This is a genomic window from Streptomyces sp. EDA2-14, from assembly GCF_054963755.1.
The window spans coordinates 205,095-228,876 of the sequence record NZ_JBUEGE010000001.1 but is presented as its reverse complement, the minus strand read 5'-3'; the positions used below and the strand labels follow the sequence as shown (position 1 = coordinate 228,876).

The 23,782-nt window shown below is 71.8% G+C and carries 19 protein-coding genes and 1 tRNA gene; 13 read left to right on the top strand and 7 right to left on the bottom strand.

All coding sequences use genetic code 11. The features are described from left to right. Positions 1–129 precede the first annotated feature (129 nt). Genes aspT (ACY34M_RS01015) through ACY34M_RS01005 form a run of 3 tightly spaced genes read left to right on the top strand, consistent with a single transcriptional unit; the run spans position 130 to position 5,204 of the window. A complete protein-coding gene (gene aspT, locus ACY34M_RS01015; protein WP_462719112.1) occupies positions 130–1,806 on the top strand; it encodes an aspartate-alanine antiporter in 1,677 nt (558 codons plus the stop codon). 16 nt (positions 1,807–1,822) lie between these two features. Further along, positions 1,823–3,526, top strand: a complete 1,704-nt coding sequence (aspT, locus tag ACY34M_RS01010; RefSeq protein WP_462719111.1) for an aspartate-alanine antiporter — start codon at positions 1,823–1,825, stop codon at positions 3,524–3,526. Between the two features lie 28 nt (positions 3,527–3,554). Then, entirely contained in the window at positions 3,555–5,204 is a 1,650-nt protein-coding gene (locus ACY34M_RS01005) for a bifunctional aspartate transaminase/aspartate 4-decarboxylase (RefSeq protein ID WP_462719110.1), read from the top strand. A gap of 86 nt (positions 5,205–5,290) precedes the next feature. Here the strand turns inward: ACY34M_RS01005 and ACY34M_RS01000 are convergent, their stop codons facing one another. The 3 genes from ACY34M_RS01000 to ACY34M_RS00990 form a co-directional block, all read right to left on the bottom strand. Then, the gene (locus tag ACY34M_RS01000; protein WP_462719109.1) at positions 5,291–6,310 is read right to left on the bottom strand and encodes a chitinase; all 1,020 of its coding nucleotides are present in this window, start codon (positions 6,308–6,310) and stop codon (positions 5,291–5,293) included. A gap of 131 nt (positions 6,311–6,441) precedes the next feature. Beyond that, a complete protein-coding gene (locus tag ACY34M_RS00995) occupies positions 6,442–7,839 on the bottom strand; it encodes a sensor histidine kinase (protein WP_462719108.1) in 1,398 nt (465 codons plus the stop codon). Next, positions 7,836–8,525: a response regulator transcription factor gene (locus ACY34M_RS00990; protein ID WP_462719107.1), complete on the bottom strand. Its 690-nt coding sequence runs from the start codon at positions 8,523–8,525 to the stop codon at positions 7,836–7,838. Before ACY34M_RS00990 ends, ACY34M_RS00995 begins: the two co-directional genes overlap by 4 nt. A gap of 100 nt (positions 8,526–8,625) precedes the next feature. Between ACY34M_RS00990 and ACY34M_RS00985 the strand changes: the two genes are divergently transcribed. Then, positions 8,626–9,201, top strand: a complete 576-nt coding sequence (locus ACY34M_RS00985) for a hypothetical protein (RefSeq protein WP_462719106.1) — start codon at positions 8,626–8,628, stop codon at positions 9,199–9,201. A gap of 36 nt (positions 9,202–9,237) precedes the next feature. Here the strand turns inward: ACY34M_RS00985 and ACY34M_RS00980 are convergent, their stop codons facing one another. Both ACY34M_RS00980 and ACY34M_RS00975 read right to left on the bottom strand, forming a co-directional pair. Next, the gene (locus ACY34M_RS00980; RefSeq protein WP_462719105.1) at positions 9,238–10,110 is read right to left on the bottom strand and encodes a spermidine synthase; all 873 of its coding nucleotides are present in this window, start codon (positions 10,108–10,110) and stop codon (positions 9,238–9,240) included. A 67-nt stretch (positions 10,111–10,177) separates the two neighbouring features. Beyond that, a complete protein-coding gene (locus tag ACY34M_RS00975; protein WP_462719218.1) occupies positions 10,178–10,630 on the bottom strand; it encodes a hypothetical protein in 453 nt (150 codons plus the stop codon). A 278-nt stretch (positions 10,631–10,908) separates the two neighbouring features. On the opposite strand from ACY34M_RS00975, the gene ACY34M_RS00970 reads away from it, so the two are divergent. After that, positions 10,909–12,285 (top strand): tetratricopeptide repeat protein, encoded by a 1,377-nt coding sequence (locus tag ACY34M_RS00970; RefSeq protein ID WP_462719104.1) that lies wholly within the window; start codon positions 10,909–10,911, stop codon positions 12,283–12,285. A 632-nt stretch (positions 12,286–12,917) separates the two neighbouring features. Here the strand turns inward: ACY34M_RS00970 and ACY34M_RS00965 are convergent. Continuing rightward, positions 12,918–13,517, bottom strand: coding sequence for a histidine phosphatase family protein (locus tag ACY34M_RS00965; protein ID WP_462719103.1), 600 nt, complete (start codon positions 13,515–13,517; stop codon positions 12,918–12,920). Between the two features lie 241 nt (positions 13,518–13,758). Here ACY34M_RS00965 and ACY34M_RS00960 point away from each other — a divergent pair, with 241 nt between their 5' ends. The 7 genes from ACY34M_RS00960 (at position 13,759) to ACY34M_RS00930 (ending at position 20,206) form a co-directional block, all read left to right on the top strand. After that, entirely contained in the window at positions 13,759–14,688 is a 930-nt protein-coding gene (locus ACY34M_RS00960; protein ID WP_462719102.1) for a phosphatase PAP2 family protein, read from the top strand. Further along, positions 14,612–15,769: a hypothetical protein gene (locus ACY34M_RS00955; protein ID WP_462719101.1), complete on the top strand. Its 1,158-nt coding sequence runs from the start codon at positions 14,612–14,614 to the stop codon at positions 15,767–15,769. The genes ACY34M_RS00960 and ACY34M_RS00955 overlap by 77 nt, the downstream gene beginning before the upstream one ends. Positions 15,770–15,815: 46 nt before the next feature. Then, entirely contained in the window at positions 15,816–17,405 is a 1,590-nt protein-coding gene (locus ACY34M_RS00950; RefSeq protein ID WP_462719100.1) for a hypothetical protein, read from the top strand. Further along, complete coding sequence (locus ACY34M_RS00945) at positions 17,402–18,757, top strand: AAA domain-containing protein (protein WP_462719099.1); 1,356 nt, start codon at positions 17,402–17,404, stop codon at positions 18,755–18,757. Before ACY34M_RS00950 ends, ACY34M_RS00945 begins: the two co-directional genes overlap by 4 nt. Positions 18,758–19,005: 248 nt before the next feature. Beyond that, the gene (locus ACY34M_RS00940) at positions 19,006–19,356 is read left to right on the top strand and encodes a hypothetical protein (protein WP_462719098.1); all 351 of its coding nucleotides are present in this window, start codon (positions 19,006–19,008) and stop codon (positions 19,354–19,356) included. 147 nt (positions 19,357–19,503) lie between these two features. Continuing rightward, the gene (locus ACY34M_RS00935; protein WP_462719097.1) at positions 19,504–20,142 is read left to right on the top strand and encodes a bifunctional DNA primase/polymerase; all 639 of its coding nucleotides are present in this window, start codon (positions 19,504–19,506) and stop codon (positions 20,140–20,142) included. After that, positions 20,133–20,206 (top strand) — tRNA-Lys (locus ACY34M_RS00930). Before ACY34M_RS00935 ends, ACY34M_RS00930 begins: the two co-directional genes overlap by 10 nt. 133 nt (positions 20,207–20,339) lie before the next feature. Here ACY34M_RS00930 and ACY34M_RS00925 read toward each other — a convergent pair. After that, positions 20,340–21,629, bottom strand: a complete 1,290-nt coding sequence (locus ACY34M_RS00925) for a M6 family metalloprotease domain-containing protein (protein ID WP_462724103.1) — start codon at positions 21,627–21,629, stop codon at positions 20,340–20,342. Positions 21,630–22,089: 460 nt separating this feature from the next. Here ACY34M_RS00925 and ACY34M_RS00920 point away from each other — a divergent pair, with 460 nt between their 5' ends. Further along, positions 22,090–23,757: a putative bifunctional diguanylate cyclase/phosphodiesterase gene (locus ACY34M_RS00920; RefSeq protein ID WP_462719217.1), complete on the top strand. Its 1,668-nt coding sequence runs from the start codon at positions 22,090–22,092 to the stop codon at positions 23,755–23,757. Positions 23,758–23,782: the final 25 nt, after the last annotated feature.

Below are 23,782 nucleotides of genomic sequence, written 5' to 3'. Positions count from 1 at the left end.
GCGGCGCGGCGGCGGAGGGGGCCGCCGCGCCGTGCGCCCCCGCGCGGTGTTCGCGTGGCAGCACTCGGGGAGCGCCCTTATTTTTCCTCTATGTGTCATATGCCGCTTTATGAGACGACCTGAGCCGCCATGGGTGTGCTCAAGGACCATCCGGAACTCGTCCTGTTCGTGAGCCTCGCGCTCGGCTACCTCGTCGGGAAGCTGCGCGTGGGGCCGCTGACGCTGGGCGGCATCTGCGGGACGCTGATCGTCTCGCTGCTGCTGGGGGCCTGGACGAAGGCCCACGTCTCCGACGACGTGAAGACAGTGTTCTTCGCGCTGTTCATCTTCGCGCTCGGCTACATGGCCGGGCCGCAGTTCTTCCGCAACCTCAACCGGAAGAGCCTGCGCTTCTTCGTGCTGTGCGGCATCGAGCTGGTCTGCGTCATCGGCATCGCGCTCGGTCTCGCCGACTGGTTCGACCTGGACGTGGGCACGGCCTCCGGCATCCTGGCCGGCGCGGCCACCGAGTCCGCCGTGGTCGGCACCGCCACCGAGTCCATCGGCAAGCTGGGCAACCTCACGGCCGCCCAGATCACCGAGTACCAGGGCAACGTCGCCACCGCGTACACGGTCTGCTACCTCTTCGGCCTGATCACGATCGTGCTCTACACGAGCCAGATCATGCCGATGATGATGCGCATCAACCTGCGCGACGCCGCCCGCGAGCTGTGGGAGCGCACGCGCAGCCGCGGCAGCCTGGAGGCGGACGAGCGCCCCGCCCTGCCGGGCATGGTGGGCCGCACGTACCTGGTGACCACCGCTGACGGCCGTACGGTCGGGGATCTGCAGTCCGCGCTCGGCGAGCGGGTCACCGTCGAGGCGGTCAAGCGCGGCAGCAAGGTCCTCGACGTCGCGCCCGACCTGGAGCTCACCCTCTCCGACCTGGTGCTCCTGGTCGGCCGCCGGGCGAACGTGATCGAGGCGGGCCGGGTCATCGGCCCGGAGACACCGGGCGTGCCGGGGCTCGACTCGCCGCTCGCCTCCCGCGAGGTCTCCGTCACGGACAAGGCGCTCGACGGGAAGACGATCGACGAACTGCAGAAGACCCACCCCGAGTTCCACCGGGACGGCGTCTACGTCACCGACATCACCCGCGGCGACCAGGCGATGCCCGCCAACGGGGACACGACGGTGCAGCGCGGCGACGTGCTGACCCTGGTGGGCGCCCGCTCGGGCCTGAACAAGCTGGTCGCCAGGATTGGCTCGGTCGTCAAGAACGACGCCACCGACTTCATCTATCTGGGGCTCGGCATCGCGGCCGGTTCACTGCTCGGGCAGGTCGTGGTCAAGTTCGGCGACATCCCGATGTCGCTCGGCACGGGCGGCGGCTGTCTGATCTCCGGGCTGCTCTTCGGCTGGTTCCGCTCCCGCTCGCAGACCTTCGGCGCGTTCCCTCCGCAGGCCGCGTCGACGATCAAGGACATGGGGCTCGCGGTCTTCATCGCCTGCACCGGCCTCGTCTCCGGGCCGCAGGCCTGGCCCCTGATCAAGCAGTACGGGGCGCTGCTGCCGTTCGCCGGGATCGCGATGGTGCTGATCCCCGCGACGGTCTCGCTGTTCGTCGGCCGCAAGCTCCTCAAGATCGAGAAACCGCTCCTGATCGGCGCCATCGCGGGGCAGCAGTGCTCGACCCCCGCGATCACCGCGGTCACCCAGGTGGCGCAGTCGTCGGTGCCGATGCTCGGCTACACGATCACGTACGCCCTCTCCAACTTCCTGCTCCCGCTGACCGGCCCCGTACTCGTCGGCATCCTCGGCCACTGAGAGGACGTCCCACGGCATGATCGACTTCTTCGTCCGGAACATCTTCCAGCCCTATCCGGAACTCCTCGTCTTCATCACGGTCGCCTTCGGCTTCCTGCTCGGGAAGATCCGCTACAAGGCCATCGCGCTCGGCGCCGTCACCGGCTGCCTCATCGCCGGCCTGCTGCTCGGCGCGTGGACCGGCGTCGAGATCGACGGCACGGTGAAGAGCCTGTTCTTCATCATGTTTCTGTTCGCCCTCGGCTACAAGGTCGGCCCGCAGTTCTTCCGCGGTCTCAAGACGGACGGCCTGCCGCAGGTGCTCAACGCCGTGGTGGTCTGCGTGTCCGGCCTGCTGATCTGCTGGCTCTTCGCCTCGCTGCTCGGCTACGGCCCCGGTCTTTCGGCCGGGCTGCTCGGCGGCGCGCTCACCCAGTCCGCCGTGATCGGTGTCGCGCAGGACGCCATCGGCACCCTGCCGGGCCTGTCCTCCGGGGACGCCAAGCACGAGGCGAACCTCGTCGCGATCGGCTACGCGGTGACGTACCCACTCGGCACCATCCTGTGCGCGATGCTCCTCGCCAACGTCCTGCCGAAGCTCTACAAGAAGGACCTCGCCGCCGAATCGGCGCAGATGGCCAAGGAGTTGGACGCCCCCGACAACGACCCGGACCTGGCCGAGGGCTACTACGAGGTGGTGCTGCGGGCCTACACGATCGAGCGTCCGGACATCGTCGGCCGCACCATCGAGGACTTCGAGAACCAGCAGAAGGAGCTGGGCCACCGCATCTACCTGACCCGGGTGCGCCGCGACGGGAAGATCCTCGACCACACCCAGCAGACCGTGCTGCGCGCGGGCGACGTCGTGGCGGTGAGCGCGCTGCGCGGCTCCCTCGTCGACTACGACGCCCGCACCCACATCGGCGGCGAGACCGACGACGTGGAGCTGCTCGGCTACGAGACGGAGACGCTGCACGTCGTGGCGTCCGAGAAGGCACAACTGGGCAGGACCGTCGCGGAGTTGCGGCGCGAGCCGTTCATGGTCGGCGTCTACATCGACAAGATCTACCGCTCGGGCGCCGAGTTCCCCTACCGGCTTTCGTCGAAGGTCGAGCGCGGTGACACGCTCGTCCTCACCGGACCCAAGCGCCTTGTGGACCCGGCGGGCGCGGCGATCGGCAAGCCGGTGCCCACCTCGTTCGCCACCGACATGATCTGGGTGGGGCTCGGCATCTTCCTCGGCGGCTGCATCGGCATCCCGGCGCTGACCGTCTCCGGCGTCCCCATCTCGCTGTCCACGTCGGGCGGCGCGCTCATCATGGGCCTGGTCTTCGGCTGGATCCGCGGCAAGTACCCGACGTACGGCAATGTGCCGCCGGGCGCCCAGTGGTTCATGGACACGCTCGGCCTGTGCCTGTTCGTCGCCGTCGTCGGGATCAACGCGGGCCCGAGCTTCACCTCGGGGCTCTCCGACGCCGGCTGGGGCCTGCTGGTCCTCGGCGCCGTCGCCACCGTCGTCCCGCTGATCGTCGGCTTCCTGTTCGGCCACTACGTGCAGAAGATGCGCTTCCCGCTGCTCATGGGCGTCCTCGCGGGCGGCCAGACCACCACCGCGGCGATCGGCGCGATCAACGAGGCCTCCCGCTCCCAGGTGCCGACCCTGGGCTACACGATCCCGTACGCCGTCGGCAACGTGCTCCTCACCATCTGGGGCGCCGTGATCGTCCTCCTCCAACACTGAGTCCCCGCACCGCACTTAAGGACCCCTCATGACCAAGACGACGTTCACGCGCGAAGAGATCCAGCAGTACGCCCAGCTCTCCCCCTTCGAGCTGAAGAACATCTTCATCGACCTCGCCGAGCAGGCGCAGGCCGACAAGCCGGGCCAGAAGGAGAAGTCCAGCCGCCAGATGCTCAACGCGGGCCGCGGCAACCCGAACTGGATCGCCACGGGCCCCCGCGAGGCGTTCTACGCCCTCGGCTACTTCGCCCTGGAGGAGTCGCGGCGCGTGTGGACCGCCGACAACCTCGGCGGGATGCCGGAGAAGCACGGCGCGTACGAGCGCTTCGACACGTTCGTGCGCCGCCACCCGGACCTGCCGGGCATCGAACTGCTCGCGCAGTGCGTGCAGCACGGCATCCAGCGCTTCGGGTTCGACAAGGACGAGTGGGTGCACGAGCTGACGGACGGCATCACGGGCGACAACTATCCGGTGCCCGACCGGATGCTCCACCACGGCGAGCAGGTGGTGCGCGGCTACCTCGCGGACGAGATGTTCGGCAAGAAGGCCCCGGCGGACAATCTGTCGCTGTTCGCCACCGAGGGCGGCACGGCGGCCATGTGCTACATCTTCGACTCCCTCATGAAGAACGGGCTGTTGAAGAAGGGCGACAAGATCGCGCTGATGGTCCCGGTCTTCACCCCGTACATCGAGATCCCCGAGCTCGACACCTACGAGTTCGACGTCACGTACATCTCCGCCGGCAGTTTCGCGGAGACCGGTGTGCGCGAGTGGCGGTACCCCGAGGAGGAGGTCGCCAAGCTGGAGGACCCGGAAATCAAGCTGGTCTGCCTGGTGAACCCCTCCAACCCGCCGTCCCTCGCGCTGAGCACGCGGGTCGCGAACCAGATCAAGGAGATCGTCGCGACGAAGAACCCGGACCTGCTGATCGTCACCGACGACGTGTACGGGACGTTCGTCGAGGGCTTCCGCTCGATCGCCGCCGACCTGCCGCGCAACACCCTGCTCGTCTACTCGTACTCGAAGCACTACGGGTGCACGGGCTGGCGGCTCGGCGTGATCGGGCTGCACGACGACAACGTCATCGACGAGCGGATCGCCCGGCTTCCGCAGGCGGAGAAGGACCGGCTGAACAAGCGGTACGGCTCGCTGACCCTGGAACCGGAGAAGATCAGGTTCATCGACCGGCTCGTCGCGGACTCCCGGCAGGTGGCGCTCAACCACACGGCGGGCCTGTCGCTGCCGCAGCAGGTGATGATGTCGCTCTTCTCGCTGTTCAACATGCTGGAGGAGGGACAGGCGTACAAGATGCGGATCCGCTCCATCGTCCAGCAGCGCCTCGACCTGCTCCTCGAAGGCGCCCAGATGAAGATCAGCGACGATCCGCACCGGGCCGCCTACTACATCGAGCTGGACCTCCTGGCCGAGGCCGAGCGGGTCCACGGCCCGTCGTTCGCCCAGTTCCTGGAGAAGAACTACGAGCCGGTCGACGCCCTGTTCCGGCTCGCCCAGTACACCGGTGTGGTCCTCCTCAACGGCGGCGGCTTCGAGGGCCCGGAGTGGTCGGTCCGCGTCTCGCTGGCCAACCTCGACAATCTCGACTACCTGAAGATCGGCCACCATCTGCGGGGCATCTTCGACGACTACGCGGAGGAGTGGCGGTCCTCGCAGACCTGAGCCCCTCGCACGACGGAAAGCCCCGGCCGGATGGGGGGTGAGCCGGTCGGGGCTTCCGCCTGTGGGGGGGCGGTGCTGGTCGGTGGTCAGCCGAGCTTCGCGAACGCCTTCTGGAAGGCGTTCGCCTCCTGCTCGACCGAACTGCACGTCGGCTGCGCCGAGTCGGCGGCCCCGCCCTCGCACTGCTTGTCGCGGGTCGCCGACCACATGGAGAGACCGCCGAGCCCCTTCTCCTGCGCGAAGGAGACGAGCTGCTCGGCGTCGTCGACCGTGAAGACCTCGGACGAGACGTCGTTGACGCCGATCATCGGGGTGAGGGCGACGGCCTTCCAGGCGTCCGCGTCCGACAGGCCGAGCGCCGACTTCACCTGCGCCTGTGTGGCGGTCGCCGCCTGCTCCGCGTAGTCGCCCATGTCGCCGCTGTACGACGCCCCGTAGTCCATCGCCATGATGTTGACGAGGTCGGGCGAGGCGCCGTTGTCCTTGGCGTTCTTGAGGAAGTTCACGCCGTCCTGGGTGAGGCCCTCGGGCATCACCGGCAGCGTCACGGAGACGTTCAGGCCGGGGTTGTCCTTCTGAAGCGTCGCGATCGCCTCGGCGCGCCGGGTGTTGGCCGCCGTGTCGGGCAGCGCGCCGCCCTCGATGTCGAAGTCGACCTTGGTGAGGTCGAACTCGTCGACGACCTTCTGGTACGCCGCCGCCAGGTCGGAGGCCGAGGAACAGGCCTGCGCCAGCTCGGTGCCGGTGGCGCCGCCGAACGAGACCCGCACATCGCCGCCCGCCGACCTCAAGTCGCCTATCTGCGAGGCGACCTTGTCGGCGCCGAGGTCGGTGGCGCCGCCCCACTTCGGCGCGCACGTACCGCCGGAGGTGATGAAGGCGAGCGTGTACTCCTTGACGCTGGTGGCCTTGGCGGAGCCGGCCAGGTCGAACGCCGGGGTGAGCGAGGTGTCGACGTACGGGGAGAAGCCGGCCTCGGCCGTCGGGGCCGCGGACGCGCCGAAGGAGAAGAGGAAACCGCCGCCGCCCACGAGCGCGGCGGCCACGACACCGCCCATCGCCTTCTTCTTGCCGCTGAACCTGCGCCGGTGCGTATTGCTGCTCATGGCGTGCCTGCCTTAGGTGTGCGTGGGGGGTGGACGCGCCCACGAGGACGAGGGGGCGCGGCAGCACGCTAGCGAGCCGGGAACCGGCAATTCGGGCAAGCGGGAAGGGTGTTGAGGATCTTAGGGTTCGCTTAAGTAAGGGATCGGGACCGGTTAAAGGTAGGGACCAATCCCTTGCGTTCCCGGCCGCGCCGACCGTGTCCGCGGCGCCCCGCGGCGGGCCGGTACCCCTCCAGCTGCAGCCAGATCCGCACCTCGGTGCCGCCGAGCACGGACGAGCCGAGGCGTACGTCGCCGCCGGTGGACTCCGCGACCCGGCGCGCGATGTCCAGGCCGAGCCCGGTCGAGCCGATCTCGGCGTCGTCCTTGCCGCGGGCCAGCGCGGCCTCCGGGTCGGCGATGCCGGGGCCCGCGTCGGAGACGAGCACGATCACGGCGCCGTCGGCCCGGTGCACGTCCACGGCGAACGCCGTGCCTTCCGGGGTGTGCCGGAACACGTTGCCGAGCAGCGCGTCGAGCGCCGCCGCCAGCTCGCCGCGGGCGACCGGTATCCGTACGGGACGGTCGACGCCGGCGACGCGCACCTTGCGCCCCTCGTCCTCGGCGAGCGCCGACCAGAAGTCCATGCGCTCACGGATCACCTCGGCGGCGTCGCAGCCCGCGCCGGGCCCGGCCGCCGCCGTCTGCGGCTTCGCCTCCCGCGCGGTGCGGATGATGGTGTCGACCTCGTGCTCCAGCTGCTCGACGGCGGCCCGCGTCTGCTCGGCGGCGGGCCCGTCCCCGAGCGAGGCGGCGTTGAGCCGCAGCACGGTCAGCGGCGTCCGCAGCCGGTGCGAGAGATCGGCGGCCAACTCCCGTTCATTGGCGAGCAGTTGCACCACTTGATCGGCCATCGAGTTGAACGCGACGGCGGCGAGCCGCAGCTCGGTGGGCCCGTCCTCGGGCACCCGCGCCCCGAGCTTGCCGTCCCCCAGGTCGTGCGCGGCGCCCACGAGCCGCTGCGCGGGCTGCACCATCCGCCCGCCGAGCCGGTCCGCGACCGCCACGGACCCGATGATCAGCGCGATCCCGACGCCGCCGAGGACGACCCACGCCGTCGTCACCCCATTGGTGACCTCGGCCTCGGGCACGTACACCTCGACGACGGCGATCTTGCCCGTGCTGACCGCGATGGGCTGGAGCCACACCGAGCCGCCCGGCACGTCCACGACGGCGGCCTGCCGGATGTCGAGCCGGTCCGAATCGACCCGCTGCTTGCCGAGCCGGATCTCCTGGTGCTCGCCCGCGGCGGGGACGTACACCGACATCCGGTCCTCGCCGCCGGTCTGCGCGGTGGCGAGGGCGCGGGCGAGCTGGTCGCGGTCGGTGGTGATGGAGAGGGTGGGGCCGATGGCGGCGGCGGTCCGCTCGGCGTTGGAGAAGGCCCGGTCCCGCGCCATCTCCTTGATCACGAGCCCGAGCGGTACGGCGAAGGCGACCACCACCATCGTCGTGACGGCGAGGCACACCTTCACCAGCGCCCACCTCATGCCGGCGGCTCCAGCTTCACGCCGACGCCGCGCAGGGTGTGCAGATACCGCGGCCGCGCGGCGGTCTCCCCCAACTTCCTTCGCAGCCACGACAGATGAACGTCAATGGTCTGATCGTCCCCGTACGACTGCTGCCACACCTCGGCGAGCAGTTCCTTTCGGGCGACGACCACACCGGGCCGCCCGGCGAGGAAGGTCAGCAGGTCGAACTCGCGCCGGGTCAGATCCAGCGGCGCCCCGTCCAGCTCGGCCTGCCGGCGCAGCGGGTCGATGGCGAGCCCGCCGACCCGGATCACCCGCGAGGGCGGCTCGGCGCCCGCGCTCCCCCGCGAGCGGCGCAGCACGGCGGCCATCCGGGCCGACAGGTGCTCGGGCGAGAACGGCTTGGTGAGGTAGTCGTCGGCGCCGTCGTTCAGCAGCCGCACGATCTCGGTCTCGTCGTCCCGGGCCGTGGCGATGATCACGGGTACGTCGGTGATCCCGCGCAGCATCTTCAACGCCTCGGCCCCGTCGAGATCGGGCAGCCCAAGATCAAGGATCACCACGTCGAACCGGAGATGGGCGACCTCGCGCAGCGCCTCCAGAGCCGTGCCGACACTGCGCACGGTGTGCGCGGCGTCGGTCAGATGCCTGATGAGGGCTGAGCGTACGAACTGGTCGTCCTCGACCACGAGCACACTTGCCATGGGACGGCACCGTACGCCATCCGGCGGTTTTCGGTTCTCTTCCGGGTGACGGGGATCCTCGCGGGACAGCGGGGGCACGTGTGGTGCAGTATGGCCCGCGATGCACGAGAACCCCACACCACCGCCACATCCCGGGTCGACGCAACCGCCCCGGCCCGGCCGTCGGCGACTGGTGCACGGCGCCGCGTGGCTGCTCGCCACCGGGGCCGCGGTGACGCTGTCGTGGTGGGGCGTGCACACGGTGATGTCCGGCACGGTGTACGACCCGCCGCAGGCGCTGCCCGTCGCGGCCACGCAGGACGAGCCGCAGGCGCGGTCGCCGGAGTCCTCGTCGACGCACCGCCCGGAACCGTCGGCGTCGACGCGCAAGCCCTCGGCCACCCCGAGCCGCACGTCACCGCCCCCGAAGCCCACGCCCACACCGCGCACGACGTCTCCCGCCCCACCGTCCACCGGCTCCGTGAAGAGCTATGCGACGGCCGGCGGCCGGGCGGTCTTCGACCTCCAGAAGACCTCGGCGACGCTCGTCTCCGCGACACCCGCGGCGGGCTGGTCGGTGCAGGTGTGGAAGCAGCCGACGTGGATCCGGGTCGAATTCACCTCGGGCGAGAAGAAGGTCTCCGCCTTCTGCACGTGGCACGACCACGAACCGACGGTGGAAATCGCGGACTACTGAGCCGGACACGTCCGGGGCGGAGCCGCGAGGCGTCGGCTAACGGAACACCGAGGGCGGCGGCGCCGGGGACGCCTTGGCCGAGTCGTCGGTCACCGCAACCGCCCCACCCGCGAAATCCACGAGCGCCTTGCCGTGCTCGACCCGCCCGGGATGCGAATCCCCGGCCGCCCGCCGGGTCAGCTCCCCCACGGGCAGCGCCACCGCGGACGCGACGAGCACCGCGTTCCCGAACCGCTTCCCCCGCAGCACCGTCGGATCGGCGACCAGCGCGAGCTCGGGGAAGACGGCCGCCGCGGTGGCGATCTGACCGCGCAGATACGCGAGCGGTGGCCCGTCGGCGACATTGGCGACGTACGTCCCGCCGGGCCGCAGCACACGCCGTACCTCGGTCAGGAACTCCGTACTGGTGAGGTGGGCGGGCGTGCGCGCCCCGCTGAACACGTCGGCCACGAGCACGTCGGCCCAGTCGTCGGGCAGCTTGCCGAGCACCTCGCGGGCGTCGGCGGTCCGCACCCGGATCCGCTGCCCCGGATCCAACGGCAGCGTCCCGCGCACGAGTTGCACCAGCGCCCCGTCGCGCTCCACGACCTGCTGGGTGGAGCGGGGCCGGGTGGCGGCGACGTAGCGGGCCAGGGTGAACGCCCCGCCGCCGAGGTGCACGGCCTGCACGGGGCGGCCCGGATCGGCGGCCAGGTCGATGACGTGACCTATGCGGCGCTGGTACTCGAAGGAGAGATGGGCCGGGTCGTCGAGGTCCACGTGCGACTGCGGCGCGCCGTCCACGAGCAGCGTCCAGCCGGCCGGCCGGTCCCGGTCGGGCACCAGCTCCGCGAGCCCGCCGTCGACCGTCTCGACGACAGCCTCCCGCACCCCACGCCCACGCGCCTGCTTCCCTCGTGACCTTGCCATCCGGCCATTAAGACAGGTCCACCGCCCCCGGGCCACTCCGGGGCCCAGGAGCCCCGCACGCACGGGGTCAGCGGCAGTTGTCGGCTGCTTCGATCGTGCGGGCTGCCTCGTCGAGGGCGGCGCGCAGCACCTCCGGGTCGGTGACCAGGTCCGTGGGTCCCTCCGCGGGGTCCGGCGGGAGCAGCCAGCCCGTGCCCTCGACCGGCGGGTCGGGCCGGGCGCCGAGCGCGAGGCCGCGGCCCTGCGTCTGCGTGCAGTCGCTGCCGGGCACGTCCCAGCCGTCGGCGGTGCCGGGCGGGACGAGGAAGCCGAGGGTGTCGCCGCCCCCGTCGTGCAGCACCGGGCCAACCGTTTCCGTACACCCTCGGCGCAGGATGTCGACCGCTTCGAGGCCCTGCCGGGCCGGCACGGTGACCAGGTCGCAGTCGCCCGGCGGTCCGGCGCTGCACTCCTCGCTCGGTCGATGCCGCGCCGTCGTGGGAGTAGTGGGAAGTGACACCGTGGGCTGGGCTGCGTCCAACACGTCGGCCCCTCCTCGCTCGTGGGGTTTCGCCACATGGTTCAACGTGCGCGCGATGTCAAGAGCAACGGCGGCACGCCGCCGCAAAGGATGGCAGTTCATGGCGGATCGTGGGTGAGATATCCGGTTTGTAGCCAAACCCAGCGTGTCGCGGCCGTCACAGCCGGTACCTTCGAGCCTCGCCGGAAGAAGGAAGTCGCGGCAGCACTCCCGCCCGGGATCCCGGGCGCTCCCCGCTTCCCTGCCGTCCGGCACGGTTCGCACGGGAGGACCCGCTCATGACGTCGTCGCCGATTGTCCCGGACACCTCGACGCCGCAGTCTCCACGACCGAACCTCGCCTTCCGAGAGCTGCGCGGTCAGCGCTCGCCGGGCGAGTTCGCGGCCGCGGTGCGGCGCGCGGCACGGGAGATCGGGGAGCGGGTCAGCTGCGACGCGCGCTACATCGGACGCGTGGAGGCCGGCGAGATCCGCTGCCCCAACTACGCGTACGAGCGGGTGTTCTTGCACATGTTTCCGGGCCGAGCCCTCGCGGACCTGGGGTTCGCACCCCGCTCCGCGGTACGTGGCAGGGGTGCGCGCCCCGCCGCCGCCCCTGACGGTTCGCAGGACACGCGTCCCAAGTACGACGAGGAGAGCGACGTGCGACGTCGCGCATTCATGACCGGCATGACCGGCTCGACGGCCACCGTGGCCGTCGCCGCCCTGGCGCCCTTCGGCGTCCCCACGCTTCCCGCGGACCTCGACCGGCATCCGGCGCGGGCCGGGATCGGTGCCGTCGAGGAGGCGATCCGGCGGATCCGGCTGCTCGACGACCGGCACGGCGCCGACGGACTGTACCGGCGGGCCTCGGCCCCGTTGCGTACGGCCTTCGAGCTGCTCGACGCGGGTACGGGGCACCGTGACGTCACCGAGCGCCTTCAGACGGGGGCGGGTGAACTGGCCATCTCCGTGGGCTGGTTGGCGCATGACTCGGGCCGCTTCGACGACGCGCGTTCGCACTACGCGGAGGCGCTCGCGACGGCGCGGATGGCGGGGGACGAGGCGCTGGAGGCGCACGCGTTCTGCAACACGGCGTTCCTCGCGCGGGACGCGGGGCGCCCGCGCGAGGCCGTACGGGCGGCCCAGGCGGCGACCCGGGTGGGGGCCCGGCTGGGTTCGCCCCGCCTGCTGTCCCTGCTCGCGCTGCGCGAGGCGGGGGGCTGGGCGGGACTGGGCGACCAGTCCTCCTGCGAGCGCTCACTGGCCCGTGCGCAGGCGCTGTTCGCGCGGGGGGCGGCGGACGGGGATCCGGAGTGGATGTCGTTCTACGGCGAGGCCGAGCTGGAGGGTCTTGAGGCGCAGTGCTGGTCGGCGCTGGGCGACTGGGACCGCGCGTCCCGGCACGCGCGGCGCGCGGTGGCCCTCCAGGACCCGCACTTCACCCGCAACATGGCGCTGTACACGGCCGAGTTGGCGGACGATCTGGCCCGCGCGGGGCAGCCCGACGAATCCGCCGCGGCGGGTCTGCGCACCCTCGCCCTCCTCAGGGACGTGCGCTCCTCCCGCATCGAGGGAATGCTGGCCACGACGGCCCGGGTCCTCCTCCCCCACCGCCGAGCATCAGGCGTCAACACCTTCCTGAACGCCCACGCAACCCCCCACCGCACCCGCTGACCCCGCCCCGACGACATTGCGGTCACGGGGCTCCGCCCCGGCCCCCGCTGCTCAATCGCCGCAGGGGCTCGAACTACCGAAACCGACCACGACACGACCTTTGGCCCCGCAGGGCCAAAGCCGTCAGCCCGCGCAGGTCGGCCGCACCCGCCTTGGGCAATCTGCCGCCTTGGGCGGCAGGGTGGGCAAGGCGGCCCCCGGTGCCGCGCAACGAAAACGGCAACCCTCGCCCCGACGACATTGCGGTCACGGGGCTCCGCCCCGGACCCCGCTGCTCAATCGCCGCAGGGGCTTGAATTACCGAAACCGGTCACGGCACGACCTTCGGCCCCGCGGGGCCGAAGCCCCCGGAGGGGGCGGGTGGGAGGGAGACGAGCGAGCCGCGGCCGCACCCGCGAAGGTGTGGGCGCCACCCCGGCACGGCAAGAACCCCGGCGCCGCGCTGGGATCACGACAACCCCGAACCAGCACTCCCTGGCCCCCGTGGGGCCGGAGCCCCCGGAGGGGGCGGGTGGGAGGGAGATGGGCGGGGGGCGGCGCAGCCGGAAAGGGGCGGCTCCGCGCACACGTCACCACTGGCGCCAACCCCGGCCCAGTCGAAGAACCCCGGTGCCGGTCGGCGGCAGACCAGGTCAGCCCGCCGCCAGGTGGCCCGTTTCGTTCCAGGATTCCAGGGCCGGCTCGCCGTATGCCCAGCCGAGTACGGACAGCGACGTCGGGTTCAGGCGGATGCGCGCCGCGAAGTCGAGCGGGAGACCGAGCCAGCGCGCGCCGATCGACCGCAGGATGTGCCCGTGGGCGAAGACGAGGACGTCCCGGTCGGCCGACCGCGCCCAGTCCACGACCTCGTCGGCCCGCGCCGTGACCTCGGCGATCGTCTCGCCCTCCGGCACCCCGTCCCGCCAGATGAACCAGCCGGGCCGAAGCTCCTGGATCTGCGCCGGCGTGAGCCCCTCGTACGCCCCGTAGTCCCACTCCATGAGCGCGTCCCACGTACTCGCCCGCTCCCCGAACCCGGCGAGCTCGCACGTCTCCTTCGCGCGCACGAGCGGCGACGTCCGTACCTCGACCCCGTCGAGCCCGTCGTACGGGGCCCGTCCGAGCCGCTCGCCGAGCAGCTTCGCTCCGCGTCGCCCCTCTTCCAGGAGCGGAATGTCCGTCCTCCCTGTGTGCCGCCCGGACAGCGACCATTCGGTCTGTCCGTGCCGGGCCAACAGGATGCGCGGTGCCATGAGCAGGCCTCTTTCGAAACTACAAGCAACTACAAGGCTTCAAGGGTGAACATGGGGCGAGCGGGAAGGATCGCCCCGTCCATCATCCCGCAACCAGGAGGGGAGCCGCCCGGTGGGCAACCCGCAGCCAGATCGCTGCGTCTAGGAGGGTCAGGGGTCGCCCACACAGAGCCCCACATACACCGTAAAGTGAGGCTGTGGCCAGAGGCCGCCGCGTGAGGGAAGAGGGGGAGCGGCCCGCATGTCGCAGACCGACGAGGCACCGCGCACGGAAGCGATACCCGGCGCCGGGCTCCGCTGGTGGACGGAACTGCCGCTGATCCTCCTGGTGTACGGCGCGTACACGGCCGGCCGGCTCCTCGCGCGCGGCGACGTGAGCCAGGCCGTCGACCACGGCCTCGCGATCCTCCGGGCCGAGCAGGCCGTCGGCCTCAACATCGAGCACCCGCTGAACCGTCTCTTCACCCGCGAACCGTGGCTCGGCGTACCCGCCGATTTCTGGTACGCCTCTCTTCACTACCTCGTCACACCCATCGTCCTGGTCTGGCTGTTCCGCCGCCGCTCCGAGATCTTCCGGGCGGCCCGCACATGGCTGATGACCTCGACGATGATCGGCCTCGTCGGCTTCGTCCTGCTGCCGACCTGCCCGCCCCGGCTGCTCGCCGCGAGCAACGGCTTCGTCGACACGATGGCCCACTACAGCTCGTACGGCTGGTGGGGCGGCGCGGCGAGCGCCCCCAAGGGCATGGGCGGACTGACGAACCAGTACGCGGCGATGCCCAGCCTGCACGTCGGCTGGGCGCTGTGGTGCGGCGTCCTGCTGTGGCGGCACGGCCGCTCCCCGTACGCGAAGGTGGCGGGCGTCGCGTACCCGCTGCTCACCACGGTCATCGTGATGGGCACGGCCAACCACTACTTCTTCGACGCGCTCGCCGGTGTCGCGGTGATGGCCGCGGGTCTCCTCCTGACGCGGCCGGTGCAGCTCCTCGCGGCGCGCCTGAAGGAGCGTGCGTACGTCGTGGTCGCGGCGGTCCGGACCACCCCGTCCGCCCCGCAGGCCCCGATTGTCAGTGGAGAGTGCCAGACTTTCCCGGGTGAGCGAATTCCCCGACAGCGCAAGGCAGCCACGTCGCAGGACAGCGGCGACGGGGCTGCGGCACCGGCTCGCTGAACTGCGCGGCCCGGACCATCCGCCGCGTCCGCTGGACGCCAGGGCCCTGGCCGCCCTGGCGTCGAATCCGGGCTGTCGAAGGCGGGCTCTCCTGGACGGCGCGGGGGTCGACAAGTCGCGCATAGCGGATGCGCTGGGCGCCCCGTCCTCGTTCGGCCAGTCCCAGTTCGCCCTGGCGCGTGGCAATGTCTTCGAGGCGCGGGTGAAGGCGGACGGCGGCGCGGACCTGCTGAAGCTGGTGCACGCACGCGTGGACGCGGCGGCCGCCGAGCCGGTCCCCGATCTCGTACGGGCCCCCGACCTGTCGGCGGTCGGCCCCGAGGGCCGCACGGCGCGCACGGCGCTCGCCCTCCGGGAGGCCGTCGAGTCGCCGGGGACGTGGACGTTCCTGGACCACCCGATGCTGGCGCTCGACGTGGCGGGCAGCCCGGCGTTCCTCGAGCCGGACGCGGTGGTGGTGCATCCGGACGGCAGCTGGACGGTCGTGGAGATCAAGTCCTTCCCGATGATCGACGGCGCGGCGGACGCGTCGAAGGTGGGCGCGGCGGCCCGGCAGTCGGCGGTGTACGTGCTGGCTCTTGAGGACGTCGCGGCGCGGATGCCGGACGCGGACGTCCGGGTGCGGGACCGGATCGTGCTCGTGTGCCCCAAGGACTTCTCGAACCTGCCGGCCGCGTCGGTGGTCGACGTGCGCAAGCAGCGTGCCGTGACGCGCCGCCAGTTGGACCGGCTGACCCGCGTCAAGGACATCGCGGCGGCGCTCCCGCCGGGCACGGTCTTCGACCCGGAGCTGCCGGCGGACGAGCTGACGGCGGCCGTCGAGTCGGTCCCGGCGACGTACGCGCCGGAGTGCCTGGCCGCGTGCGAGCTGGCGTTCCACTGCCGTGACCACGCGCGCGGGGAAGGCGCGGTGACCGCGCTCGGCCGCCCGCTGCGCGCCGAGTTGGGCTCGCTGACCACGGTCGAGGAGGTGCTGGCCGCGGCCCGCGGCGAGTCGGGCGACCCGGCGGACCCGACGGTGGCGGCACTGCGCCGCGCGGCGGCGCTCAGGGCAGAGGTACTCGGAGGCGCGCGGTGCTGACCCGGACCCCGCAGGCACACCCCGGAGAGCGTAAGGAGAGGCGCCGGTGAGCCTGATCAATCACCTGGCCCGGCTGGAAGCCACGGCGACGGGCCGGGCGCAGCGCAGCGCGACCGTGCGCCACCGCCATCTGTCCCAGCGCCCCCTGGTGGTCGTCCCGCTGACGACGGCGGGTGAGACCGGCGCCCCGCTCGGCGCGCTCGTCGGCACGGAGCGCACGTCACCGCGGCTCCTGGTCGTCCCGCAGCCCCGCGACCGCGACCTGCGCTTCGCGTTCCTGACGCACCTGGCCGACGAGGTCCTGCCGTACATCGACACGTACGCGGGCGACGTCGAGGCCGCGGAGCGCAGCGAGGTCGACGCGGAGACCGGCAAGAAGGTCAAGGTCGAGGTCGAACTGTGCGCGGACGCTCCGCAGTTGATCGTGCCGAGCCGCGCGGGCATCGAGTTCGTCCGCCTCCTCGGCCGCTCGATGCGCTTTCGCCGCACCGCGGAGCAGGACCCGGAGACGCCGTACCCCGCGCCGCCGCACGTCCCGCTCCTCGGCCGCTGGCTGACGCACTTCGGGGAGCGCGCCCGCGTCCCCGGCTCGTCCCTTCTCCTCGCGATGACGGACCTGCTGTCGCGGCACTGGGCGACGGGACAGTCGAGCCTGGAGGACCAGCACCTGGGCGCGCTGCTCGCCTGGATCGAGGCCCCGGAGGGCACGTCGGGCGCCGCGGCGGCGCAGAGCGCCGAGCTGGACCGCGACAGGCACGGCCAGCTGCTGTGCCCGCCGGCGGGCCCGGCCACGGACCCCGCGTTCGACAACAAACTGCTGGCGCCCGCGATCGAGCGCTACGACCGGGCCCGCACGCGCCACGCGGCGGCCGAGGACGCGATCGAGGCCGAGGACCGGCTCGCCGAACTGACGGCCGCGGAGCGGGAGATCCACGCCCTGGTCGAATCCCGCACCCGCCCCACGTGGGACGCGGTGTGGCGCGGCCTCGACCAGCTGTGCACGCTGCCCGAGGGGGCGTACGCGGCGGAGCGCTGGACCCGCGACCGCTGGTCGTTCACCGGGCACCGCGACCGGGTGACCGCGGGCGAACCCCCGCAGCCGCGCCGGGACGACGCGGTGACGGCGGCGAACAAGCTGGCGACGCGCGAGCGCGAGCAGGCCCGCCTGGACGCACAGGAGGCGCTCGACGATCCGCTGGTGATGGCGGGCCGCCGCCTCTCCGGCGAGGCGTTCGTCGGTGAGATCACCGAGGTGACACCGGCGTACAACGAGAAGAAGCGGCCCCGCCCGCTCGTCACGCTCCGCACGGACGACGGGCCGCGCCTCGGCGCGGGCGTGAAGGTGTACCGCTCCCTCGAAGGCAAGCCGCAGACCGCGGAGTTCGTGGAGTACGAGGGAGAGGGCGCGGACGCCTCGGTGGTGCTGCGGATCCTGGACAAGATGGGGCGCGGCAAGGAACCGGCCGAGGGCTCGCTGCCGGAGAAGGGCGACCGGGTGTGCTGGACGCTGTTCGAGCACGAGCAGCGCGGCGGGCCCAAGCTGCCGGAGCCGGAGGAGACGCCGTGGACGCACGGCGGCCCGCCGGGGACGGACGCGGAGGCGCCCGACACCGTGACTTCGGAGGACGTACTGTGACCGCCACCGCCACCACGCCCGCCGCCCTCAGCCCGTCGGAGGCGGCCGGGCAGGCCACGGCCGCCATCCTCCACGACACCCTGCACGGCACGGCGCGCGGCGTCGTTGTCGACTCGCCTCCCGGCGCGGGCAAGTCGACCCTGGTGGTGCGGGCGGCGCTCGAACTGGCCGACGTGGGCCGCCCATTGATGATCGTGGCGCAGACGAACGCGCAGGTCGACGACCTGGTCCTGCGCCTGCACGACAAGAATCCGCAGCTCGCCGTGGGCCGGCTGCACAGCAGCGACCCGGACGCGTACGACAAGTCGCTGGACGACCTGCCGAACGTCCGCCTGTCGACGAAGGTCGGCGAGCTGGCCCCGCTGCCGATCGTCGTCTCGACGGCCGCGAAGTGGGCGCACGTCAAGCCTTCCGACGCGGGAGGGCCGTGGCCGCACGCGATCGTCGACGAGGCGTACCAGATGCGCTCCGACGCTCTGCTCGCGGTGGCGGGGCTGTTCGAGCGGGCGCTGTTCGTGGGCGATCCGGGGCAGCTGGACCCGTTCTCGATCGTCGGCGCGGAGCAGTGGGCGGGCCTCTCCTACGATCCGTCGGCCTCGGCGGTGTCGACGCTGCTCGCCCACAACCCGGACCTCCCGCAGCACCGCCTGCCGGTCTCCTGGCGCCTCCCGGCGTCGGCGGCACCGCTGGTCTCCGACGCCTTCTACCCGTACACGCCGTTCCGCAGCGGCACGGACGAGGGCGACCGGGAGCTGACCTTCGCGGTGGCGTCGGACGGTTCGGGCCCGGACCGCGTCATCGACGAGGCCGCGGCGGCCGGTTGGGGCCTGCTCGAACTGCCCGCCGCGCACACCCCGCGCACGGACCCCGAGGCAGTACGGGCCGTCGCCCTGGTGGTGCGTCGACTGCTCGACCGGGAGGGCGTCACCCGTTCCGAATCGGGCGAGGGCACGCTGTCCGCCGACCGGATCTGCGTCGGCACCGCGCACCGCGACCAGGCGGCGGCGGTCCGGGCGGCGCTCGCCGAGCTCGACGTGCACGACGTCACGGTGGACACGGCGAACCGGCTTCAGGGCCGGGAGTTCGACGTCACCGTCGTCCTGCACCCGCTGTCCGGACGGCCGGACGCGACGGCGTTCCATCTGGAGACGGGCCGACTGTGCGTCCTCGCCTCTCGGCACCGGCACGCGTGCGTGGTGGTGTGCCGGGCCGGGGTCGCGGACCTCCTGGACGAGCATCCGTCGGCGGACCCGGTGCAACTCGGGGTGACGGTGAAGTTCCCGGACGGCTGGGAAGCGAACCATTCGGTGCTGGAGCGGCTGGGGAAGCACCGGGTGACCTGGCAGCCGTGACCGGCACCCCGGCAACCGCCCGAATGACGGCGACCCACGCCCTCCGTTCACCGGACGAAGTCCGGCACGCCGCCGGAGGCGGCCAATTGATGCAGCCCGGACGGCTGGGAGGCGAACCACTCGGTGCTGGAGCGGCTGGGGAAGCACCGGGTCGACACCTCGTGACCGTGCCCCCTTGCGGGCCGACGGACAATGGAAGGTGGCCCGGCATCGAACCGCGGGCCACCCCGGCAACAGGAGGCCGCACCATGGCGGAGCCCGACCGTACCCCGCAGCCCCGGCTGCGACCCGCCCCGCTGATCTTCGAACCGGCGGAGGCCGCCGCGGACCCGGAGCACTTCTTCGACCTGGAGTCCATCGAGGACCCCAGCGAACTGCTGACCCGCGCCACGGAGCTGACGCACGCGTTCCGCGCGGCGGCGGACCGGTCGATGGAGTTCCAGGCCGTCGCCGCGGCGCAGCTCGCCGACCCGCGCCGCTTCGACCGGCTCACCACGGCGGACATCGCGGAGCGGGCGGACTGGACCGAGGACTACGCGAAGAAGATGGTGGAGTTCGGCCGCGATCTGCTGCGCGGGAACCAGGAACCGACGACGTAGCGGGGCCGCCCCCAGGGCCGTACCGGGGACGCCGTAATGATCGTTTGGCATATGCCAGCGGGCAAGATACTCCACCCCGCCCCGCCGTGTCCCGATTTTCCGCAACCCTTTGGAACCGCCCCCTCACAAGCTGTAGATGTATGAGGCATGAGCACCGCGCCTTCGTACTCCCCCCACTACGCGCCGGCCGTGTCCCCCGCCGCGCGCGACCACTTCGACATCTCCGACGTCACGCCCGAGGGCGCCGCCTGGCTCGCGTCCACCGGGGCGTACCCCCGCTCCACGCTCGCCCACTGGGGCGCCAGGCCCGGGGCCCCCGTCGTCCTCCCCTGCGGCACCACCTTCGACGTGGTGAACGTGCCCGCGATCTTCGGCCGCCGGATGTTAGACCGGCTCTGGTCCCAGGGGCCCGGCACGGGACCCGTCGCCACGCACCGGGGCCGCATGCTCCTGTTCGCCGCGCCGGGCACGGCACAGCGGCTGCCGTCCCTCCTGCGCTGGGAGGAGTGGGGCGACGCGGTGCCGCCGCTGCTCTTCCACGGAGTGGGCGACGCGGTCACGGTCCCCTCCCCCACGACCTGCGCCGCGCTCCGCCCCGACAAGCACCGGGAGTCCCGCTGGCTGGTGGCCCCCGACACCCGTCACCCCTGGCTGCCGGGGCCCGAGGTCATGCGCTGGGCGTGCGTCCGGGCGGCCCGCGCGAGTGCGCAGGCCGCGGTGCGGATTTCGATTTTTCCTGCCAGGGATCCTGGTGCTAATGTCTACGACGTCAACCGGCGCCATTAGCTCAGTTGGTTAGAGCAGCGGACTCTTAATCCGCGTGTCCGGGGTTCGAGTCCCTGATGGCGCACGTTGTCGGTGGCGGCCTGTATTCGCGGAAAGCGCGAATACAGGCCGCCATCGTCGTTTTGCGCGGCTTCGCCGCGCGTTGTGGGGGCTTCGCCACCCACACCCCCACCAGGGAGTCGGGGTTGGGCCCCTGCTCAGCCGCCCGTGGTCACCTTCACCGTCCACGCCCCCGAACCCGTCCGGCCCTCCGCCTCCACGCGGATGTCCTCACCGGGCACGGTGAACGTTTCGCCGGAGCCGACCGGGGCGTCGGCCAGGGGCGGGTAGACCGATTCGCCGTAGCAGGCCTCCGTGCGGGGGTGGGCGTCGAGGACCTCCATGGGGCCGCCACCGGACGAGGAGTCGCTGCGTACGCGGTACACGAGGACACCCCGGCTGCACGTCGCCGCATCGTTGCCGGAACCCCCACGCGCCTCCAGGGCGATCGCACTGTCGACCCCGGTCCGGATCACGGCGAGCTTCGTACCGTCACCGGTACCGAACGGCGCCCCGGCCCCCCGCGGCGCCGTGCTGAGCGGCTCCAGGGTCAGCCGCGTCTCCCCGCTGCGCTGCACGCACGCCACCTGCCGCCGGTCCAGCCACCCCAGCTTCCACTTGTGCCAGCCGAACAGATCGGGCGAGAGCCCGAACTGGCTGCCCATGACGTCCCAGTCCCCCACGTACGTGTCCCAGTCGCCCTTGCCGTCGGTGGGCCGGTGGTAGAGGTCGGGCAGGTCGAAGACGTGACCGGTCTCGTGCGCGAGGACATTGCGGTCCGGCGGATGCCGCTCGAAGACCGTGACGATGCGCCGGATGTCGGTGCCGTCCGCGCGCATCGGCCGGTCGAAGTTCACGACCTTCGTGGCGTCGGAGTCGACGCCGGGCGCGTCCGGGTCGGCGACGAAGTACACGACGTCGTACTTGCTGAAGTCCGTGTGCGGATCCGCCGCCTTCAGGGCGTCGCTCAGATACGCGCCGCGGTGCCCGGCGTCCCAGTCCCGCTGTATGGCGTACGAGGTGGAGGCGTGCGGCATCTGGATCCACCGCCGCTGCGGGTGCGGCACCAGGGAGAACTTCCCGTACGAGGCCCGGTCGAAGAAGCGGCTGGTGGACGGGAAGTAGTCGGCGGCCAGCTCGTCGGGCGTGGTCAGGGGCCGCGCGTCGGGGAACGACAGGAAGACCATCACGGCGTTCAGGGTCTTCTTCGGCTTCGGGTACGCCGGGTTCCAGGTGTCCAGGCCCTCGGAGTGGTGGGCCGGGGTGCGCTCGAGAGCGCAGGGCCCGGCGAACGGAACGGCCGCGGCCGGCCCCGCGACAAGCCCCGTGGCGGCCATGGCGACAAAGGCGGTGAGCGCTGCCGCGAGCGCGCTTGGGCGGGTCTTGTCCACTCCCCCGAGTGGCTGCGGACGCGGCAAGTCGACCTCCGGGACGGGAATGCGGGGCACCCCACCCAGAGTGTTGGCTTATGCCATGTTTCGCCCTGTTTATCTGGCCCGGACGAGTGAGGGGCCGACACTCCGGCCGATCACGGAACGTCACAGTCGGTCGAGTCTCGATCCAAGTACGAAAGAGGGCGGGAACACCACGAGCAGAAACGATCTGCCGGAGGGAGATCCACCGGTCCGGACCCCCCACGCACCGCGGATCAGGCTGGATAGGCCGTCCGACCTGCCTCTATGATCGGCACACTTTCCTGCAGGGACCCGACCGCAGCAGACCACGCAACCAATCGACGCAACTCGGGAGCGAGCGGTGAGCGCACAGCCCGAAGGGCCCACGACAGCGCGCTGGGTGGCCCCGCCCGGCCGATGCCACGACTACCTCGCGGAGATCTCGGACAGCACGGAGAGTGACGGCGCCGGGGGTGACTGCTACCGGCCGGCGTTCGCCACGTCTCCGCTGGCCATGGCCGTCCTCGACCGCGACGGAGTGATCGTCGGCGCCAATGACGCCGCGTACGTACTCCTGGGCGAGGAGGCCGCCGGGCAGCTGCTCGGCCGCGCCGCCGACCAACTGCTTGACCTGCGCTCGGACGCGCGCACCGCGGACACGTACTGGGAGATCCTGCGCGGACGCCAGGCCCGGCTCAGCCGCACCCGCCGCCTCAAGTACCCCTCGGGCCAGTCGGTGTGGCTGCGCGTCACGGTGTCGCCGCTCCCGGACGCGGACGCCGTGCTGCTCTCGCTCAGCGACATCACCGCGCACCGCGGCCTCCAGGACCGGCTCCACCACCTGGAGCTGCACGATCCGCTGACCCGGCTGCCGAACCGCACCCTGTTCTTCGAGCGCGTCTCCGCGGCCCTGGAGACGGGGGCGTACGAGGGCACGGGGGCGACCGGGCGGGTGGGGCTCTGCCTGCTCGACCTCGACGGATTCAAGGCGGTCAACGACTCCCTCGGGCATCCCGTCGGCGACCGGCTGCTCATCGCCGTGGCCGAGCGGCTCACGCACTGCGCGAACCGCGCGCAGAGCGCCACTGGCGCCCCGCTGGTGGCCCGGCTCGGCGGCGACGAGTTCGCGCTGCTCGTCGAGGACTCCACCGGTACGGAGCAGCTGGCCGAGCTGGCGCGGGCGGTGCTCGACGCACTGCGCGAGCCGTTCGACCTGGCCGGGCACCGGGTGTCGGTCTCCGCCTCGATCGGCGTGGTCGAGCGGCAGGTCGCGGGCACCGGGACGACGGCCCTGATGCAGGCGGCGGACACCACGCTGTACTGGGCGAAGGCGGACGGCAAGGCCCGCTGGACCCTCTTCGACCCGGAGCGCAACGCGCACCGGATGACCCGCCAGGCCCTGTCGTCGAGTCTGCGGCCCGCGATCGAGCGGGGTGAATTCGTCCTGGAGTACCAGCCGTTGGTGGAGATGGCCGACGGCGGACTGCGCGGCGTCGAGGCGCTGGTGCGCTGGCGGCACCCGGAGTTCGGCCTGCTGACGCCGAATCGGTTCATCGGTCTGGCCGAAGAGGACGGCTCCATCGTGGAGTTGGGGCGGTGGGTGCTGCGGACCGCCTGTGCGCAGGCGCGGCGCTGGCAGGTGGAGCATCCCGAGGGGCCGCCGGTGTTCGTCAGCGTGAATGTGGCGGTGCGTCAGGTGTGGGACTCGGATCTGGTGGCGGACGTCGCGCAGATCCTCACCGAGACCGGACTCGCCCCGGAAATGCTCCAGTTGGAGCTCATCGAGTCCGCCGTGATGGGTTCGGCGGGGCGGCCGCTGCAGGCCCTCCGGGCGCTGAGCGACATGGGCGTGCGGATCGCCATCGACGACTTCGGCACCGGGTACTCCAACCTCGCGTACCTCAGCCGGCTCCCGGTGTCGGTGCTCAAGCTCGACGGGGCGTTCGTGCGGGGCTTCGAGGGGGACGGGGACGCGCCCGCCGAGCCGGCGGACGCGGTGATCGTCGAGGCGCTCGTGCAGCTCGCGCACCGGCTCGGGCTCACCGTGACCGCCGAGTGCGTGGAGACCGCGGAGCAGGCCGAGCGGCTGCGCCGGATCGGCTGCGACACCGGGCAGGGCTGGCTCTACTCGCGGCCGGTGGCGGCGGATCGTATCTCTGGGCTGCTTGCCGCACGCCAGTGATCCGCCGCCGTCACGCGGTCGCGGA

Excerpts from the sequence above, each read along its gene's own strand:
- aspT (WP_462719112.1), top strand. The coding sequence starts at position 130 with ATGGGTGTGCTCAAGGACCATCCGGAACTCGTCCTGTTCGTGAGCCTC.
- aspT (WP_462719111.1), top strand. The coding sequence starts at position 1,823 with ATGATCGACTTCTTCGTCCGGAACATCTTCCAGCCCTATCCGGAACTC.
- ACY34M_RS01005 (WP_462719110.1), top strand. The coding sequence starts at position 3,555 with ATGACCAAGACGACGTTCACGCGCGAAGAGATCCAGCAGTACGCCCAG.
- ACY34M_RS01000 (WP_462719109.1), bottom strand. The coding sequence starts at position 6,310 with ATGAGCAGCAATACGCACCGGCGCAGGTTCAGCGGCAAGAAGAAGGCG.
- ACY34M_RS00995 (WP_462719108.1), bottom strand. The coding sequence starts at position 7,839 with ATGAGGTGGGCGCTGGTGAAGGTGTGCCTCGCCGTCACGACGATGGTG.
- ACY34M_RS00990 (WP_462719107.1), bottom strand. The coding sequence starts at position 8,525 with ATGGCAAGTGTGCTCGTGGTCGAGGACGACCAGTTCGTACGCTCAGCC.
- ACY34M_RS00985 (WP_462719106.1), top strand. The coding sequence starts at position 8,626 with ATGCACGAGAACCCCACACCACCGCCACATCCCGGGTCGACGCAACCG.
- ACY34M_RS00980 (WP_462719105.1), bottom strand. The coding sequence starts at position 10,110 with ATGGCAAGGTCACGAGGGAAGCAGGCGCGTGGGCGTGGGGTGCGGGAG.
- ACY34M_RS00970 (WP_462719104.1), top strand. The coding sequence starts at position 10,909 with ATGACGTCGTCGCCGATTGTCCCGGACACCTCGACGCCGCAGTCTCCA.
- ACY34M_RS00965 (WP_462719103.1), bottom strand. The coding sequence starts at position 13,517 with ATGGCACCGCGCATCCTGTTGGCCCGGCACGGACAGACCGAATGGTCG.
- ACY34M_RS00960 (WP_462719102.1), top strand. The coding sequence starts at position 13,759 with ATGTCGCAGACCGACGAGGCACCGCGCACGGAAGCGATACCCGGCGCC.
- ACY34M_RS00940 (WP_462719098.1), top strand. The coding sequence starts at position 19,006 with ATGGCGGAGCCCGACCGTACCCCGCAGCCCCGGCTGCGACCCGCCCCG.
- ACY34M_RS00935 (WP_462719097.1), top strand. The coding sequence starts at position 19,504 with ATGAGCACCGCGCCTTCGTACTCCCCCCACTACGCGCCGGCCGTGTCC.
- ACY34M_RS00920 (WP_462719217.1), top strand. The coding sequence starts at position 22,090 with ATGGCCGTCCTCGACCGCGACGGAGTGATCGTCGGCGCCAATGACGCC.